The sequence below is a fragment of the Pseudomonas marginalis genome (genome assembly GCF_024169655.1).
Lineage (GTDB): Bacteria > Pseudomonadota > Gammaproteobacteria > Pseudomonadales > Pseudomonadaceae > Aquipseudomonas > Aquipseudomonas paraveronii.
Genome location: NZ_JALJWV010000001.1, coordinates 1,782,729 through 1,799,204, shown reverse-complemented (window position 1 = coordinate 1,799,204; position 16,476 = coordinate 1,782,729). Strand labels below are relative to the sequence as shown.

Annotated in this window: 14 protein-coding genes and 1 pseudogene; 8 read left to right on the top strand and 7 right to left on the bottom strand. The window is 58.7% G+C overall.

The genetic code is table 11. The features are described from left to right. Nucleotides 1-74: 74 nt before the first annotated feature. Complete coding sequence (locus J2Y83_RS08115; protein WP_247398459.1) at nucleotides 75-1,427, bottom strand: deoxyguanosinetriphosphate triphosphohydrolase; 1,353 nt, start codon at nucleotides 1,425-1,427, stop codon at nucleotides 75-77. Nucleotides 1,428-1,661: 234 nt separating this feature from the next. On the opposite strand from J2Y83_RS08115, the pseudogene J2Y83_RS29785 reads away from it, so the two are divergent. The 4 genes and pseudogenes from J2Y83_RS29785 to J2Y83_RS08100 all read left to right on the top strand — a co-directional run. Next, nucleotides 1,662-1,788 (top strand): annotated as a pseudogene (locus J2Y83_RS29785) (hypothetical protein); the annotation flags it as partial. A gap of 194 nt (nucleotides 1,789-1,982) precedes the next feature. After that, a complete protein-coding gene (locus tag J2Y83_RS08110; RefSeq protein ID WP_247398453.1) occupies nucleotides 1,983-2,375 on the top strand; it encodes a response regulator in 393 nt (130 codons plus the stop codon). A 249-nt stretch (nucleotides 2,376-2,624) separates the two neighbouring features. Beyond that, nucleotides 2,625-3,248 (top strand): response regulator transcription factor, encoded by a 624-nt coding sequence (locus tag J2Y83_RS08105; RefSeq protein ID WP_253394340.1) that lies wholly within the window; start codon nucleotides 2,625-2,627, stop codon nucleotides 3,246-3,248. 8 nt (nucleotides 3,249-3,256) lie between these two features. After that, a complete protein-coding gene (locus J2Y83_RS08100) occupies nucleotides 3,257-6,892 on the top strand; it encodes a transporter substrate-binding domain-containing protein (RefSeq protein WP_253394338.1) in 3,636 nt (1,211 codons plus the stop codon). A gap of 39 nt (nucleotides 6,893-6,931) precedes the next feature. On the opposite strand, the gene J2Y83_RS08095 is transcribed toward J2Y83_RS08100, so the two are convergent. Next, nucleotides 6,932-7,414, bottom strand: a complete 483-nt coding sequence (locus J2Y83_RS08095) for a GAF domain-containing protein (RefSeq protein WP_247398444.1) — start codon at nucleotides 7,412-7,414, stop codon at nucleotides 6,932-6,934. Continuing rightward, entirely contained in the window at nucleotides 7,411-8,301 is an 891-nt protein-coding gene (locus J2Y83_RS08090; RefSeq protein ID WP_253394336.1) for an ATP-binding protein, read from the bottom strand. The genes J2Y83_RS08095 and J2Y83_RS08090 overlap by 4 nt, the downstream gene beginning before the upstream one ends. Nucleotides 8,302-8,471: 170 nt before the next feature. Here J2Y83_RS08090 and J2Y83_RS08085 point away from each other — a divergent pair, with 170 nt between their 5' ends. Then, the gene (locus J2Y83_RS08085; RefSeq protein WP_253394335.1) at nucleotides 8,472-10,781 is read left to right on the top strand and encodes a response regulator; all 2,310 of its coding nucleotides are present in this window, start codon (nucleotides 8,472-8,474) and stop codon (nucleotides 10,779-10,781) included. On the opposite strand, the gene J2Y83_RS08080 is transcribed toward J2Y83_RS08085, so the two are convergent. From J2Y83_RS08080 to msrB, 3 genes are all read right to left on the bottom strand, one after another. Further along, nucleotides 10,762-11,226, bottom strand: coding sequence for a MarR family winged helix-turn-helix transcriptional regulator (locus tag J2Y83_RS08080; protein ID WP_253394334.1), 465 nt, complete (start codon nucleotides 11,224-11,226; stop codon nucleotides 10,762-10,764). The two genes, J2Y83_RS08085 and J2Y83_RS08080, sit on opposite strands and share 20 nt — an antisense overlap. After that, entirely contained in the window at nucleotides 11,223-11,708 is a 486-nt protein-coding gene (locus tag J2Y83_RS08075; RefSeq protein ID WP_253394333.1) for a glutathione peroxidase, read from the bottom strand. Before J2Y83_RS08075 ends, J2Y83_RS08080 begins: the two co-directional genes overlap by 4 nt. A 127-nt stretch (nucleotides 11,709-11,835) precedes the next feature. After that, nucleotides 11,836-12,228, bottom strand: a complete 393-nt coding sequence (gene msrB, locus J2Y83_RS08070; RefSeq protein ID WP_253394332.1) for a peptide-methionine (R)-S-oxide reductase MsrB — start codon at nucleotides 12,226-12,228, stop codon at nucleotides 11,836-11,838. Between the two features lie 202 nt (nucleotides 12,229-12,430). Between msrB and J2Y83_RS08065 the strand changes: the two genes are divergently transcribed. Continuing rightward, nucleotides 12,431-13,642 (top strand): pyridoxal phosphate-dependent aminotransferase, encoded by a 1,212-nt coding sequence (locus J2Y83_RS08065; RefSeq protein ID WP_017849409.1) that lies wholly within the window; start codon nucleotides 12,431-12,433, stop codon nucleotides 13,640-13,642. 304 nt (nucleotides 13,643-13,946) lie between these two features. Beyond that, nucleotides 13,947-14,834, top strand: a complete 888-nt coding sequence (gene htpX, locus J2Y83_RS08060; protein ID WP_253394331.1) for a protease HtpX — start codon at nucleotides 13,947-13,949, stop codon at nucleotides 14,832-14,834. Between the two features lie 71 nt (nucleotides 14,835-14,905). Here htpX and J2Y83_RS08055 read toward each other — a convergent pair whose 3' ends face one another. Next, a complete protein-coding gene (locus tag J2Y83_RS08055; protein WP_253394329.1) occupies nucleotides 14,906-15,562 on the bottom strand; it encodes a thiopurine S-methyltransferase in 657 nt (218 codons plus the stop codon). 102 nt (nucleotides 15,563-15,664) lie between these two features. On the opposite strand from J2Y83_RS08055, the gene J2Y83_RS08050 reads away from it, so the two are divergent. After that, nucleotides 15,665-16,432, top strand: coding sequence for a DODA-type extradiol aromatic ring-opening family dioxygenase (locus J2Y83_RS08050; RefSeq protein ID WP_253394328.1), 768 nt, complete (start codon nucleotides 15,665-15,667; stop codon nucleotides 16,430-16,432). Nucleotides 16,433-16,476: the final 44 nt, after the last annotated feature.

Here is a 16,476-nt window from a genome sequence, read left to right as displayed (position 1 = left end):
CACGACCGCATCATTTTCTCCGCCGCTAGATAGCGATAACAAAATAAATATATAAATAGATCAGTACTCAAAACTCAACGTTCCCCACCCATCCCACTGAACTGGCGAGCCAAGTGGATAGCATAGTTATCCGTCATACCACTCACGTAATCCAAAACCTGCATAATTGCGCCGTACTCTTTTGACACGCCAACATTATCATCTAGCGCTTTCAGATCCAGACCAATAAGCTCTGCCACCCTTCTAGTCTTGGAATCCGCTACACCGCCCTTTTTGACGTAATCCAAAGCAGCAGAACAGATAACGCTGAGCAACGTAGAAATCGTGCTGTAAGCTCCGATTTCCAACTCAACTTTCCTTGGATGTTGGAAGATTTCATCACGCGCAAGACCTTTGGCGGCGGTTACACATTCACGCACGTTCTTATCGCAAAGATCCAAGATGCCTAACACCTTGCCAGTCATGATTTCGTTGTGGTTGCTCATGAACGCTGTCGCCCCAGCATCTACAAAAGCTGAAATGACTTTTCCACGCACCATAGAAAGTCTTCGGCCAACTTTCATGCCCTGTATTTCTTTGACAAGCTGATTCTTCTGATGGTCACCAAGGACAAGGCACAAGATTTCAAAGACCTTATCCCATTCAAGGATACCCATCTCTACACCATCTTCTAAATCAAGAATGGCGTAGCAGAAGTCATCGGAGACTTCCATCAAATTAGCCAGAGGATGGCGGCACCGCCAACTTTCACCCAATTTTATCAAACCAGTCGCATCGGCCACTTCATTGAACAAACCCAATTCAGAGCAGTAAATGCCATATTTGTTCTGGATAGGCCGTTGCATGTTAACAGCATCACCCGCCAGCCAAGGATACTTAATGAAAGCCCCGAGTGACGCATAGGTCAGACGCATTCCCCCTTCATTGGGATGATATTCCGAGGTCGTTAAAACCCTGAACCCTTGGGCATTACCTTCAAACCTGCGCAAGTCAGTAGCCTCATGGAATGGCAACTGCTCAATCATCTTTGCCCCCACATCATTGGAGAACCAGTGACGAATAGCTTCTTCACCAGTATGTCCAAAGGGAGGGTTGCCAATGTCATGAGCCAGGCAAGCAGTTTGGACGATATCACCAATATCAGAAGCTGAATGTTGCTCAGGGATAAGTCTTTCATTTAGAAGTTCTTGGCCCACTCTCACGCCCAGCGTCCGACCGACACAAGCGACTTCCAAGCTATGTGTGAGGCGATTATGAACATGGTCATTAGTGGCGAGAGGATGAACCTGTGTCTTTCTTGCAAGGCGCCTGAAAGCCCCGGAGAAGATGACCTTGTCATGGTCTGAGTGGAAAGGTGAGCGGCCTAGCTCAGATTTAGGAGGCCGACCACCAAGGCGAGTATTATTCAACAACCTGTCCCAGCTCATGCTTCCCATAGAACCCCCCGCAAAAACTCCAACACTATAGTTATCTTTCGCAAATAGCAAAAATTCAACCCATCATAAAAATCCAGTCTAAAAAATCGATCTAAAGCGATCGCAACTCTAAGAACCCAGCATTGTAATATTGTGACAGCGCGAAGTACTCAACCACGTCACACATGACACAAACCAAAAATATATTAAAAAACCCAAACTAATTGCTTGGTTGCATGTAATGGATTGCCGATCCTTGAGCAGATCGCCGCACAATCTCGGTCTGCCGCAACGGGAAGAACAACGCTGGGCGCGCCATCCCTCGGTGCACTTGATGGAGGCTGCGGACGACATCTGCTACGCACTAATCGACCGGGCGTTCCAGCCCGCAATAGATGACTGATCCAGCGGCCTGTTCCCTGAACAGAATCTACCTACGAGGGGAACAGAGCGGCCTGATCGAATCAGTACAAACACCCGATGAATAATCACGCACGCTCTTAAAGGGCATGGGGCACCTTCCTACGCCCCGCCCAATCGCCGCTTGACTCACCGTGTGCCCTTCCTATGTTCAAGAACTGCCTTCGCATCCTGCTGGTGGAGGATCACCCCTTTCAGCTCCTGGCAACCCGGTGTCTGCTCAACAGCTTCGGCTTCGAGCACCTGACACTGGCGGAAAACGCCGAACAGGCGATCCGGTTGATGATCCAGTCTGAGCGGCCCTTCGACCTCATGCTGTGCGACCAATGCCTGCCTGATCTGCCTGGGCTTGAGTTAGTCGAGATCGCCAGTCGTCGAGGTTTTATCGCAGGGGCTATCTTGCTGAGCGGGCTGCCCCTACTCGAACTGGCGAATCTGAAGGCTCAAGCATTTAAACGCAACTTACCGTTACTTGGCTACTTATCAAAACCATTAAACCGGGACGATTTAATGACACTGATAAACCCGCTAAACATGTAGGAATTTAAACACCCACCTATAGGAAAAACTTACCAGAAAAAGCGTCTAAAACGTGGACAGAGGTCGTGTTCCTCGCTGCCGACCGAATTCTGACACAAACGCCCACAAAGCCTTGACAGATCGTAAGGCAATACTTTTTTTGATGTAGGAAATTTCCTGTTCTGTACTTACACCCCCTGACCTTCATGCTACCCCCTCGCCTTCTGAGCTAATGTGCCCGCTTTATTTGCACTTGCATGGAATGTGATTATGAACACAGTTTTCATCATTGACGACCACCCTGTTATCAGGTTGGCGATTCGAATGTTGTTGGAACACGAAGGCTATAAAGTCGTCGGCGAAACGGATAATGGTTGTGATGCGATACAAATGGTTCGCGAATGCCTTCCAGACTTGATCATTTTGGATATCAGTATTCCGAAACTTGATGGCCTCGAAGTGCTGTGCCGTTTTAACGCAATGAACACCTCGATGAAAACCCTCATTCTGACGGCTCAATGTCCAACGCTGTTCGCTACACGCTGCATGCGCTCGGGCGCCGATGGCTATGTGTGCAAGGAGGGCGACCTGAGTGAGCTGCTGAGTGCGATACGCGCGGTATTATCCGGCTACAACTACTTCCCCAGCCAGGCATTGAATGCCAGCGGCCCGGAAGGCAACTCCCAGGAACTGGAATTGTTTAAGGCAGTGAATGACCGTGAGTTAATGGTTTTGCAACTTTTTGCACAAGGTCGCACCAACAAGGAAATTGCCAAGGGTATGTTTCTCAGTAACAAAACGGTCAGCACCTATAAAAAGAGGCTTATGCAAAAACTCAAAGCCAAGTCCTTGGTAGAACTTATCGAGTTGGCAAAACGAAACGCGCTAGTGTGAGAAAGCGGATGCCCAGGCGTATAAAGGACTATCTGATCATATTGAGCGCAGGCGTGTGCTTGAGCACCTCTGTGCTCGCTGCTCAAACGGAACCGGAACACTTCACCTTATTGAGCCGCGCAGGCGCCGTTCAACTGGACACTCAACTCGACAAGACGCAACGCCAGTGGTTGCAGAACAAACGCGAACTGGTGCTCGGCACCGCGGCTCCCGACTACCCGCCCTTCGACCTCACGTCCAGCGGACGCGATTATGAGGGGCTCACCGCCGATTACGCCGGGCTGTTGGCCAAGGCGCTGGCGCTACCGATCAGAGTGCTGCGCTACCCCAACCGGGAAGCGTCCATCCAGGCGCTCGAAGCCGGTGAAATAGACCTGTTGGGCTCGTCCAATGGCTTTGAGGCCGCCAACCCGCTGCTCACCCTTTCAGCACCGTATGCCGTGGACCAGCCCGTGCTGGTGACGCGTGAGGGCGAAACCCGCAGCCTCAGTGACGGCCTGGCGGGACTGCGTCTGAGCCTGGTCTATCACTACCTGCCCCTGGGCGAAGTCGAAAAGTTGTATCCCGAAGCGATGATTCGCGCCTACCCGTCTTATCAGAACGCCCTGAATGCGGTGGCGTTCGACCAGGCGGATGTGTTTCTTGGCGACACCATTTCCACCCATTACATGATCAACAAGGGCTACCTGAAAAATATCCGCATGGCCAACTTCGGCAAGCACGAGGCCTATGGCTTCAGCTTCGCCGTGCGCCAGGACCAACACACCCTCTTGAGCATCCTCAACGCCGTGCTGGCGGCGGTGCCGACCAATGAACAGGACAGCATTGCCAAACGCTGGAGTGCGGGCAGCGATGTCCTGCTCACTGCGCAAAAACTGCAACTGACGCAACGCGAGGAGCGCTGGCTGAAAGCGCACCCGGTGGTCAGGGTGATCGCCAACGAAACCTTCGCGCCATTGACCTTCTTCGATGCCGACGGCAACTTCCGCGGTATCACGGCCGACCTCCTGGAGCTGATCCGCCTGCGCACCGGGTTGCGCTTCGAGGTCCAGCGTGCGCGTGATGTCAACGCGATGATCGAGCAAGTCGAAGCCGGCAAAACCGATCTCATCGGCGCCATCATTCCCAGCACGGAACGGGAAGCTCAACTGAACTTCAGTCGTCCCTACCTGGAAAACTCCTACGTACTGCTCACGCGCAAAGAGCCCGGCGCCCCATCGAATCTTGAACAGATGGCAGGCAAGCGTCTGGCGATCACCCAGGGCAACCCCCTGGAAACCATTCTGCGCAAGGAGTTCCCGCACATTCACTTGGTGGAAACCAGTGACACCTTCAAGGCCTCGGAACTGCTGGCCCAAGGGCATGTGGAAGGCGCGGTGAATTCGCTGGTGATCGCCAACTATTTCCTGTCCTCCCAAGTATTTCAGGACAAACTGCAGATCAGCAGCAGCATCGGCACCCTTCCCGCGGTCTTCGCACTGGCCACGTCACGGCGCGCCACCGAGTTGAGCTCAATCCTGGACAAGGCACTGCTCAGCATCGCCCCCGATGAACTCGGCGTGATCAACAGCCGCTGGCGAGGCTACACCGCCGCCTCCGACAGCTACTGGCGCAATTACCACCACCTGATTGCCCAGATCATCATCGTCACCGGCCTGCTGCTGCTGATTTCCCTGACCTGGAACGCGTACATGCGCCGGGAGATCAAACACCGCAAGATGGCCGAACGCGCCCTCAACGACCAGTTCGAATTCATGCGCGCGCTGGTCAATGAAACCCCGCACCCGATCTACGTGCGCGACCGCGATGGCCTGCTGCAAACCTGCAACGACAGCTACCTGCAAGTGTTCGGCGTCAAGCGCGAAGAGGTCATCGGCAAAAGTGCGATGCAGATGAGCACGGCCCTGGAAACCGAAGCGGCTCAGTATCACGCCGACTATCTGCGCGTGGTCGCCGAGGGCAACCCGCTGATCCTTGATCGCACCCTGCTGATCAATGGCAAAAAACTGACGATCTACCACTGGATACTGCCCTACCGCGACTCCACCGGCGAAGTCCAGGGCGTCATCGGCGGCTGGATCGACATCAGCGAACGACGCCAGCTGTTCGATGAGCTGCGCGCCGCCAAGGAGCGTGCCGACGAAGCCAACCGCGCCAAGAGCACCTTCCTTGCGACCATGAGCCACGAAATCCGCACCCCCATGAATGCGGTGATCGGCATGCTGGAACTGACCCTCAAGCGCGCTGACCAGGGACACCTTGACCGTCCGGCGATCGAAGTGGCCTACCACTCCGCCAAAGACCTGCTGGAGCTGATCGGCGATATCCTGGACATTGCACGGATCGAATCCGGTCGCCTGAGCCTCGCACCGGAACGCGTGAACCTGCGGGAAGTGATTGAGTCGGTGGTGCGGGTATTCGACGGCCTGGCGCGCCAGAAAACCCTCAGTTTGCTGTTGGAGTTCCAGCCTGAGCTCGATGACACCGATGTGCTGATCGACCCGCTGCGCTTCAAGCAGGTGCTGTCCAACCTGGTGAGCAATGCGATCAAGTTCACCGAGCGCGGGCAGGTGAAGATCAAGGTACAGGTGCAAGCCACCGAGTTGCCGCAGCAGGTCGAAATGAAGCTGGTGGTCGAAGACACGGGGATCGGTATCAGCCGCGACGACCAGTTGCGTCTGTTCGAACCCTTTGCCCAGGCCGACAATTCCGGGCACCTGGCCCGCAGCGGCGCGGGCCTGGGGCTGGTGATCTGCCGCAGCCTGTGCGCGATGATGGGCGGGCAACTCAGCCTGAGCAGCGTGCCCATGGTCGGTACCCAGGTGCATGTCAGCCTGAAGATGAACTGCCTGCAGCCCATCCAGGCCGCAGACGAACCCAAGCCGGCCGCGCCCGCACCGGCGCCGGTGCTCAACGTGCTGGTGGTGGATGATCATCCGGCGAATCGCCTGCTGATGTGCCAGCAGCTAGGTTACCTGGGCCACCAGTTCACCGCGGCCCAGCATGGTGCCGCCGGGTTCCAGGCCTGGCGCCAGGCGCGCTTCGACCTGGTGATCGCCGACTGCAACATGCCCATCATGAACGGCTACGAGTTGAGCCGCTCGATCCGCGAGTACGAACAGCGGGAACAACTGACACCCTGCGTGGTGCTGGGGTTTACCGCCAATGCCCAGCCCGAAGAGAAACTGCGCTGCGCCGAAGCCGGGATGAACGACTGCCTGTTCAAACCGATCAGCCTCACAGCGCTGGAACGGCAACTGGCGCAGATCACGCCGCAGCCGTCCGGCTCGCGGCTAGACCTCAGCAACCTGGATGCGCTGACGGGCGGCGACCCACAACTGAGTCGGCGGCTGCTTGAGGAACTGCTGAGCAGCAGTTGTCACGATCGCCAGATATTGGTCACGCTGTGGGCCCAGCAGGCCCCACCGCAGGACATCATCGAGCAGGCCCACAAGATCAAGGGCGCCGCGCGCATCGTCCAGGCCGGTGTGCTGGCGGCGCAATGCGAAGCGCTGGAGCAGGCCTGCGCCCGCGACGATGATCGGGTGGTGATCGAAACCGGTATCAAGGCCCTGGAAAAGTGCATGCTGGAACTGGAGCGCCTGCTGCACATGCAACTCAACGGCCTGGGTTCTCCAGGATAGGCAGGGGCGCACCGGTCGGCTCGCCCCCGCAACGGTCGATCAGCAGTCGGTCAAGCGCAGGAAAATTGCCGCCAACTGCTCGATACCGGCCTGGTCCTGCGCGGTAAAACGGGCCAGCGACGGACTGTCGAGGTCAAGGACGCCAATCAGTTGGCCATCCTTGACCAGCGGCACCACCAGTTCGCTGTTCGACGCGCTGTCGCAGGCAATATGCCCGGGGAACGCATGCACATCCTCCACCCGCTGGGTCTGGCGCGACGCGGCCGCCGCACCGCACACGCCACGACCGAACGGAATGCGCACACATGCGATCTGGCCCTGGAACGGCCCCAACACCAATTCTTCATGACGGTTGAGGTAGAAACCGGCCCAGTTCAGATCATCCAACTGGTTGAACAAAAACGCAGAGAACTGCGCGCTGTTGGCGATGAAATCTCGCTCATCGGCCAGCAGCGACTCCAACTGCGCGCACAACATGGCATACCCATCCAGGCCGGTGCCGGCCTGTTGCAAATCGATCATGGTTGACGCTCCAGCAATTTGAGGCCCACCCAGTAACGGGCGAATTGATACGCGCAACGGCCGTTGCGGTTGCCACGCCCGGTGGCCCAGCGCACGGCGAGAATATCGAGGGCTTCATCACGCTGCCACTGCAGGCCGGCCTTGCGCGCCAGCTCGCCGATCCAGTGCTCCACCACGTCGAGGAAATGCTCCTGGGTGAACGGGTAGAACGACAGCCACAAGCCAAAACGGTCGGACAAGGCGATCTTGTCTTCCACCGCCTCACTCGGGTGCAGCTCGCCATCCACACGCTTCCAGTTGTCATTGTCGCTCTGGTTTTCCGGCACCAGGTGACGACGGTTGGATGTGGCATACAGCAGCACGTTTTCCGGCGCCTGTTCCAGGGAGCCGTCCAGCACGCTCTTGAGCACACGGTAATCGCCTTCACCGGCCTCGAACGACAGGTCATCGCAGAACAGGATGAAGCGCTGCGGCAGCTTGAGCAGTTGTTCGACCACACGCGGCAGATCGGCCAAGTGATCGCGTTCGATTTCAATCAAGCGCAAACCGGCGCTGGCATGCTGGGCGAGCAAGGCGCGCACCATGGACGATTTCCCCGTGCCCCGCGAGCCCCACAGCAGCGCATGGTTGGCGGGCAGGCCGTCGAGGAACTGTTGGGTGTTGCGCGCCAATGTTTCACGCTGCTTGTCCACACCGATCAGATCGGACAGGCGCATGTCCAGGCTGACCTCCAGCGGCAACAGGAAGCCGCTACGGCCTTCGCGCTGCCAACGGGCGGCGAGACACTGGTTCCAGTCTATGACTTGGCGTGGGGCGGGCAACAAGGGTTCCAGGCGGGCGAGTACAGCGTCGGCACGCTCAAGAAAGGCATTCAATCGAGAATCCACGACTATTCCTCTGGCAACTTCTTGCAAAAGATGGCGTATTGGCAACCCTGTGGCTAAGCGCTCCGGGCTACCCTCCAAAAAACTGACGATACGTGCCGGGCAAGCGTGAGCTTGTGGATGTTCAACTATGCTTGCCGGGCGAAGGGAAACGTGAAGTGGTTCAACACTCGATGGATATCAAGTTCGCCCACCGCTTGTCTTATAAACAAGCCAGATTGACGGTGCTGGTCGGTCTCGTCTTGGGAACCTTGCTCAGCCTGATCCAGATCGGCATTGATTATGCCAGCGAAGACGCGTCCATCAACCGTGAAATTCGCTCACTGATTGAAATCAGCCACAACCCGGCGTCGCGCATCGCCTACAACATCGACACCGAACTGGCCCAGGAGCTGACCCTCGGCCTGTTGCACTCCCCCGCCATCATTCAGGCGCGTTTGACCGACAACAACGGCGTGGTACTGGCCGACGTCGAACGGCCGCGCAAGGAAAGTACCTACCGGCCCCTCAGCGATTTCCTGTTCGGCGCCAACCGCCAGTTCGAAGACCGGCTGTATCTCAGCCATATGCCCAACGAATCCCTTGGCGTACTGCACCTGGACGTAGACACCTACGCTTTTGGCAGCCGCTTCCTGCGCCGCGCCGAGATAACCCTGCTCAATGGGTTTGCGCGCAGCCTGTTGCTGAGCGGCATCTTGCTGGGCCTGTTCTACGTGATATTGACCCAACCCCTGGTGCGCATCATTCGCGAGCTGAGCACGCGCAGACAGACACGCCTGGATTGCCCGCCAGGGCATGAACACGATGAAATCGGCGTGCTGGTCAGCGTTGCCAACCAGCAATTCGACAGCATGGAAACCGAGATCCAGCAACGCCGCCATGCCGAAGACCGCCTCACCGAATACCTGGGGCAACTGGAAGACATCGTCTCGGCGCGCACACTGGAGCTCAAGGCCAGCAACCAACGTTTGAGTCAGTCCAACGATGAGCTGGAAGCGGCGAAAATGACCGCCCTCGGCATGGCTCAAGCGCGGGCGGCGTTCCTGGCCAATATGAGTCACGAAATCCGCACGCCACTCAACGGGTTGCTGGGCATGATCGCGCTGTCGCTGGACAGCCCGCTCAACGCGGAACAGCGCCAGCAACTGTCGATCGCCCACGACTCCGGCAAGGTGCTGGTGGAACTGCTCAACGATATCCTCGACCTGTCCAAGTTCGACGCGGGCCAGTTGGAGCTGGAACGCATCCCGTTCGACCTCGGCTCGCTGGTGGAAGACACTGCCAACCTGTTGTCGCAGAACGCCGCGCCGAGTGTCGAACTGACGTGCCTGATCGATCCGCAGTTTCCGGCCCAGGTGCTCGGCGACCCGACACGTGTGCGACAGATCGTCAGTAATCTGCTGTCCAACGCCTTGAAGTTCACGCGCTTCGGCCGCGTGGATGTGCGCCTCAGCGCCCAGGACGGCCGAGTGAAAGTCGAAGTGTGCGACACCGGGATCGGCATTGCCCAGGACGCGCAGGTGAAGATCTTCCAGCCGTTCACACAGGCCGGTGCGGGCATCACCCGCCAGTTTGGCGGCACCGGCCTGGGCCTGGCGTTGACCCACAACCTGTGCGAAGCAATGCACGGCCGGCTGAGCATCAGTTCCGAAGTCGGCTTCGGCAGCCAGTTCTGCGCCGACCTGCCGCTGCCCGCCCATTTGCCCGCGACCCGGCTCGCGCCGCTGGTGGGCGAAGTCATTGCAATCACCAGCGGCGACAGCGGCCTGGCGGAGCTGCTCAACACCCTGCTACCTCACTGGGGGCTGACACCGCGTTGCTATTCTCTTGATGAGGACTTGAGCGGAAAAACCCCTGATTTACTCATCACAGACTGCCCGGAGTGCCTGTTTCGCCTGCGGCCGACCATCACGGCACCGATCCTGCTGGTGACCGCCTATGGCAATTTCATGCCCAGCGAGGAAGTCGCGGCCTTCGCGCCGTTGCAGCAACAGGCGCGCCCTTTGAGCCGCAACGCGCTGTACCAGATCCTGCAACGCAATCTGCGCAGCGATGCGCGCTTGATCCAAGATCCAATCCCGCTGGACGCCGCGCCCCTCGCCCAGCGGGCACGTATCCTGCTGGTGGAGGACAACCCGGTCAATCAACTGGTGGCCAAGGGCATGCTCAGCAAGTTGGGCTGCGAAGTGATCGTCGCCGCCCACGGTGGCGAAGCGCTCAAACTCCTCGAAGCACAGCGCTTCGACATGGTGCTGATGGACTGCAACATGCCGGTGATGGATGGCTACGAGGCCAGTCGGCAGATTCGTCGCAGCGGGCGTTGGCCGGACCTGCCCATTGTGGCTTTGACCGCCAACGCGCTGTCGGAAGAACGCGAGCGTTGCCGGGCGGCGGGGATGAATGACTACCTGGCCAAGCCGTTTCGCCGCGAAGAACTCAACGCGTTGCTGGACCTGTGGGTGCCTAAGACGACAAGTCTCTGATCTGCGCGAGCAATTGGTCCAAGCTCTCGCGCAGGGCGTCGGCCTGGTTGAGGTCGACGCCGCTGTCGCACAGCAAGCGGGTTTTCAATTGATGGGCCTGGTCGCGCCGTTGCACACCGGCTTGGCTCAGGCTCAAATGCACTTCACGCTCATCTTGCGCGCTGCGCTGGCGCCTCACTAACCCAAGCTGCTCCAGGCGCTTGAGCAGCGGCGTCAGCGTACCCGAATCAAGCATCAGGCGCTCGCCCAGGGCCTTGACCGTGGGTTGGGCCGGGGCTGCTTGGTGCCATTCCCACAACACCAGCATCACCACGTATTGCGGGTAGGTCAGGCCCAACTGATCGAGCATTGGCTTGTAGGCGCGGGTCACCGCCCGTGACGCGGCGTAGAGCTTGAAACACAGCTGGTTGTCCAGGGCCAGGGACACGGTGGGCAGGTGGGTCATTTGAGCAGGGCTTCGATCGCTTGGGTCAACTCCTGGGGCTTGGTGGTTGGCGCAAAACGCTTGACCACCAAGCCGTCGCGACCGATGAGGAACTTGGTGAAGTTCCACTTGATGCCCTTGGAACCCAGCAGACCCGGAGCCTGCTTTTTCAACTGTACGAACAGCGGATGAGCAGCGCTGCCATTGACGTCGATCTTCTTGAACAACGGAAAGCTGACGCCGAAATTCAGCTCACAGAACTCGGAAATCGCACTTTCATTGCCCGGTTCCTGCTTGCCGAACTGGTTGCACGGAAACCCCAGCACCACCAGGCCCTGGTCCTTGTACTGCTGCCAGAGTTGCTCCAAGCCTTTGTACTGCGGGGTGAAGCCGCATTTGCTGGCGGTGTTGACCACCAGAATGGCCTTGCCGGCGAAGTCGGCCAAGGTCTTTTGCTCACCCTTGATGGTGGTGCAAGGGATGCTCAGCAGGTTGTCGCTCATGGCAATGCCTCGAATATGGGGAAAGAAGGAAAAACATAGCGAGCAATTTAATTGTGTGCAATTGAATTGATCAAACTGATAACCCGGTATACATCGCCCCTGCACAAGACACAGGGGCGACTCATGCTCAGCGCGGTACGAGGTCCAGGCACACCGAATTGATGCAATAGCGCAGGCCGGTCGGCTGCGGGCCGTCCGGGAACACATGCCCCAGGTGGGCATCGCACTTGGCGCAGGTGACTTCGGTGCGAATCATGCCGTGGCTGATATCGCGGATCTCGATCATCGCGTTTTTGCCAATCGGTGCGTAGAAGCTAGGCCAGCCACAGCCGGAATCGAATTTGGTCGTAGAGTCGAACAGCGGCTCATTGCAGCAGACGCAGTGATACACACCGTCGGTCTTGGTGGCATTGTACTTGCCGGAAAACGGCCGTTCGGTGCCCTTCAGGCGGCACACGTTGTATTGCTCCGGATCGAGCATCGCTTTCCATTCATCAATGGTTTTCTGCAGCTTTTCCATCAGTACACCTCGGCAACTGAAAAACCCTGATCTGTGTCTTTTCCAGGGATCAGGCGGCACGTATGATTGCGCCTCTTCAACCCGGCAGTCTGGCACCCGCGTTAGCTGCATTCAAACGTATTTATGGGTGCGACCAACGCAGGATTCTCAGCACGGTAGGCGCCGCACCGTCTGGATCGTTCATTTTCAGGATCACATCGCCATGCAGGTCAGCAAATCGAACAAGCTCGCCAACGTCTGCTACGACATTCGCGGCCCAGTGCTCAAGCACGCCAAACGCCTGGAAGAGGAAGGCCATCGCATCCTCAAGCTGAACATTGGCAACCCGGCGCCCTTTGGTTTCGAAGCGCCAGACGAAATCCTCCAGGACGTGATCCGCAACCTGCCCACCGCCCAGGGCTACAGCGATTCCAAAGGCCTGTTCAGTGCGCGCAAGGCGGTGATGCAGTACTACCAGCAGAAACAGGTCGAAGGGGTCGGCATCGAAGACATCTACCTGGGCAATGGCGTGTCCGAACTGATCGTGATGTCGATGCAGGCCTTGCTCAACAACAGCGACGAAGTGTTGGTGCCGGCACCGGACTACCCGCTGTGGACCGCTGCGGTGACCCTGGCCGGTGGCCGCCCGGTACACTACCTGTGCGACGAAGGCGCCGACTGGTTCCCGGACCTGGCCGACATCAAGGCCAAGATCACCCCGAACACCAAGGCCCTGGTGATCATCAACCCGAACAACCCGACCGGCGCCGTGTACTCGCGGGAAGTGCTGCTGGGCATGCTCGAGCTGGCGCGCCAGCACAACCTGGTGGTGTTCTCCGACGAGATCTACGACAAGATCCTCTACGACGATGCCGTCCACATCTGCACCGCCTCCCTGGCGCCAGACCTGCTGTGCCTGACCTTCAACGGCCTGTCCAAGTCTTACCGCGTGGCGGGTTTCCGCTCCGGCTGGGTCGCCATCTCCGGGCCTAAGCACAACGCCCAGAGCTACATTGAAGGCATCGACATGCTGGCCAATATGCGTCTGTGCGCCAACGTACCGAGCCAGCACGCGATCCAGACTGCCCTGGGCGGTTACCAGAGCATCAACGATCTGCTGTTGCCTCAGGGCCGCCTGTTGGAGCAACGCAACCGTACCTGGGAACTGCTCAACGATATTCCCGGCGTCAGTTGTGTGAAACCGATGGGTGCGCTGTACGCCTTCCCACGCATCGACCCGAAAGTCTGCCCGATCCTCAACGACGAGAAGTTCGTGCTCGACCTGCTGCTGTCGGAAAAGCTGCTGGTGGTCCAAGGCACGGCGTTCAACTGGCCGTGGCCGGATCACTTCCGCGTGGTGACCTTGCCGCGTGTGGATGACCTGGACATGGCCATCGGTCGCATCGGCAACTTCCTCAAGTCCTATCGCCAGTAACGACTATGCCGCTGTACGACCGGGATCTGGTCGTACAGCGATTATCTGGCAACACTTCTCTGCCCATTCTCCCGCGCAGCACTGCGGTTGCCCCTCTCCCGGCGCTTGACCCCTATAATCAAAGGGCCGCGGGGCAACAAGAGGCTGATCAGACGGAGGATTGCAGGTGGGAAATTCCCTTCAAGACTCTACCTTCAGGCTGTAGGACACAGTTTGAAATAGTCGCTCGGTTGAATCGCCCCAGGCCGCACCTTATATACCCCGCAGTACGCGACATATTTAGCATGAGGAGAACTCTACAACCATGATGCGCATCCTGCTGTTCTTGGCCACTAACCTGGCGGTCGTGCTGATTGCCAGCATCACCCTGAGCCTTTTCGGCTTCAACGGGTTCATGGCGGCCAACGGGGTTGATCTGAACCTCAATCAGCTGCTGATCTTCTGTGCGGTCTTTGGTTTTGCCGGCTCGCTGTTCTCGCTGTTCATCTCCAAGTGGATGGCGAAGATGAGCACCAGCACCCAGGTCATCACTCAGCCACGCACCCGGCATGAGCAATGGTTGCTGCAGACCGTCGAGCAGTTGTCCCGTGAGGCCGGTATCAAGATGCCCGAGGTCGGGATCTTCCCGGCCTATGAAGCCAACGCCTTTGCCACCGGCTGGAACAAGAACGACGCGCTCGTTGCAGTGAGCCAGGGCATGCTGGAGCGCTTCTCTTACGATGAAGTGAAGGCGGTGCTGGCCCACGAGATCGGCCACGTGGCGAACGGTGACATGGTCACCCTGGCGCTGGTCCAGGGCGTGGTGAACACCTTCGTGATGTTCTTCGCACGGATCATCGGCAACTTCGTCGACAAGGTGATCTTCAAGAACGAAGAAGGCCGCGGCATTGCCTACTACGGGGCGACCATCTTCGCTGAACTGGTGCTGGGCTTCCTGGCCAGCGCGATCGTGATGTGGTTCTCGCGCAAACGGGAGTTCCGCGCAGACGAAGCCGGCGCCCGCCTGGCCGGCACCGGAGCAATGATCGCGGCCTTGCAGCACCTGCGCTCCGAACAGGGCCTGCCGGTGCATATGCCGGACAGCCTGACCGCCTTTGGCATCAACGGCGGCATCAAGCAGGGCCTGGCACGCATGTTCATGAGCCACCCGCCGCTGGAAGAGCGGATTGACGCACTGCGTCGTCGCGGCTGACCGCTTGGCAGCGAAACGGAAAGGGGCGATCTGATCGCCCCTTTTTTGTGCGCGCCGCGCCAGCCCCCTAATCAGCGCCTTGTGAGTTGGTAGGCTCGCTCTTCCAACCGGGTTACGCCGTCCTGAACGAACTTCCAGCTCTCACCCAGGACATCCTGTTCCTCAAGGACTTCGAGCGCCCAGTGTGCCCCCAGCAGCAATTTCACCTCATCATCGGTCACCGCAAACGGTGGGCCGGCCTTTTGCGCCTGGTCATAGTCGAGGGTAATCAGTAACCCCTTACAACCAGCCCCCAGAAGAACATTGAGGTGCTCGGTGTAACGCGCGCGCATCAGCGGCGGCAACGCGATCAACGCCGCGCGGTCATAAAGCGCCGTGCAATCGCGCAACGCATCCGCGTCCAGCGCGAAAAAATCACCGCACCACACCTCGATCACATCCGCCCGGTACACCTTGAACACGCCGCGCTGGCTGATACGTGGTGTCAGCCCCTGCTCGCTGAAAAATGCCTCAACCGCCTGCTCCGACAGCTCCACCCCGAGCACACGATGCCCTTGGCTCGCCAGCCATACCAGATCCAGGCTCTTGCCACACAAAGGCACCAGCACCTTTGCCCCTTGCGCAAGGGCCAGCTGCGGCCAGTGCCGTTGCAGGTACGGGTTGACCTCGGGCAAGTGAAAGCCGATCTGATTACGCGCCCAGCGTTCCCGCCAAAACTGAGAATCCATACATCACCCTAAAAATTCGATCAAAAAGCGCTAAAACTTATATTAGATTTAGATCATTGATCTGATTGAAGATAGGGCATGTTAACCCTGAGGGCCCGTCCTATGCTCCCCACTCTGTTTATCTCCCATGGTTCGCCCATGCTCGCCCTGCAACCCGGCGCCAGCGGCCCGGCCCTTCAGCGCCTGGCGGCTGAACTGCCACGGCCGAAGGCGATTGTGGTGGTGTCGGCGCACTGGGAAAGTCAGGAATTGCTGGTCAGCGGCAGCGCCGCACCGGAAACCCTGCATGACTTCGGCGGCTTTCCCGCCGAACTGTTTGCCGTGCAGTACCCAGCGCCGGGCGACCCGCAATTGGCGCGCGATATCGTCGAATTGCTGCACGCCGATGGCTTGAGTGCGCGCATCGATGACCGCCGCCCCCTAGACCACGGCACCTGGGTGCCGCTGTCGCTGATGTACCCGGCGGCGGATATCCCGGTGGTGCAAGTGTCCTTGCCCAGCCGTATGGGCCCGGCCCTGCAGACCCGGGTCGGTCACGCCCTCGCCGGCCTGCGCGAACAAGGCGTGTTGCTGATCGGCTCCGGCAGCATCACCCACAATCTCGGTGAACTGGACTGGCACGCCGGGCCCGAAAGCATCGAACCGTGGGCGCGGGCGTTCCGTGACTGGATGGTGGACAAGCTCGCGGCCAACGACGAGGCCGCATTGCACGATTATCGGCGCCAGGCGCCCCACGCCGTGCGTAGTCATCCCACTGATGAGCATCTGTTGCCGCTGTACTTTGCGCGGGGCGCCGGTGGTGACTTCAGCGTGGCGCACCAGGGGTTCACGATGGGGGCGCTGGGCATGGACATCTATCGCTTCGGCTGACACCACGCCCACGGTGACAGCGGCGAAACGCCAGGGAAAAACCG

Bases quoted from the DNA above. Each gene is read 5' to 3' on its own strand.
- J2Y83_RS08105 (WP_253394340.1), top strand. From the start codon at position 2,625: ATGAACACAGTTTTCATCATTGACGACCACCCTGTTATCAGGTTGGCG.
- J2Y83_RS08100 (WP_253394338.1), top strand. From the start codon at position 3,257: ATGCCCAGGCGTATAAAGGACTATCTGATCATATTGAGCGCAGGCGTG.
- J2Y83_RS08085 (WP_253394335.1), top strand. From the start codon at position 8,472: ATGGATATCAAGTTCGCCCACCGCTTGTCTTATAAACAAGCCAGATTG.
- J2Y83_RS08075 (WP_253394333.1), bottom strand. From the start codon at position 11,708: ATGAGCGACAACCTGCTGAGCATCCCTTGCACCACCATCAAGGGTGAG.
- J2Y83_RS08055 (WP_253394329.1), bottom strand. From the start codon at position 15,562: ATGGATTCTCAGTTTTGGCGGGAACGCTGGGCGCGTAATCAGATCGGC.
- J2Y83_RS08080 (WP_253394334.1), bottom strand. From the start codon at position 11,226: ATGACCCACCTGCCCACCGTGTCCCTGGCCCTGGACAACCAGCTGTGT.
- J2Y83_RS08050 (WP_253394328.1), top strand. From the start codon at position 15,665: ATGCTCCCCACTCTGTTTATCTCCCATGGTTCGCCCATGCTCGCCCTG.
- J2Y83_RS08095 (WP_247398444.1), bottom strand. From the start codon at position 7,414: ATGATCGATTTGCAACAGGCCGGCACCGGCCTGGATGGGTATGCCATG.
- J2Y83_RS08110 (WP_247398453.1), top strand. From the start codon at position 1,983: ATGTTCAAGAACTGCCTTCGCATCCTGCTGGTGGAGGATCACCCCTTT.
- J2Y83_RS08065 (WP_017849409.1), top strand. From the start codon at position 12,431: ATGCAGGTCAGCAAATCGAACAAGCTCGCCAACGTCTGCTACGACATT.
- J2Y83_RS08115 (WP_247398459.1), bottom strand. From the start codon at position 1,427: ATGAGCTGGGACAGGTTGTTGAATAATACTCGCCTTGGTGGTCGGCCT.
- msrB (WP_253394332.1), bottom strand. From the start codon at position 12,228: ATGGAAAAGCTGCAGAAAACCATTGATGAATGGAAAGCGATGCTCGAT.
- htpX (WP_253394331.1), top strand. From the start codon at position 13,947: ATGATGCGCATCCTGCTGTTCTTGGCCACTAACCTGGCGGTCGTGCTG.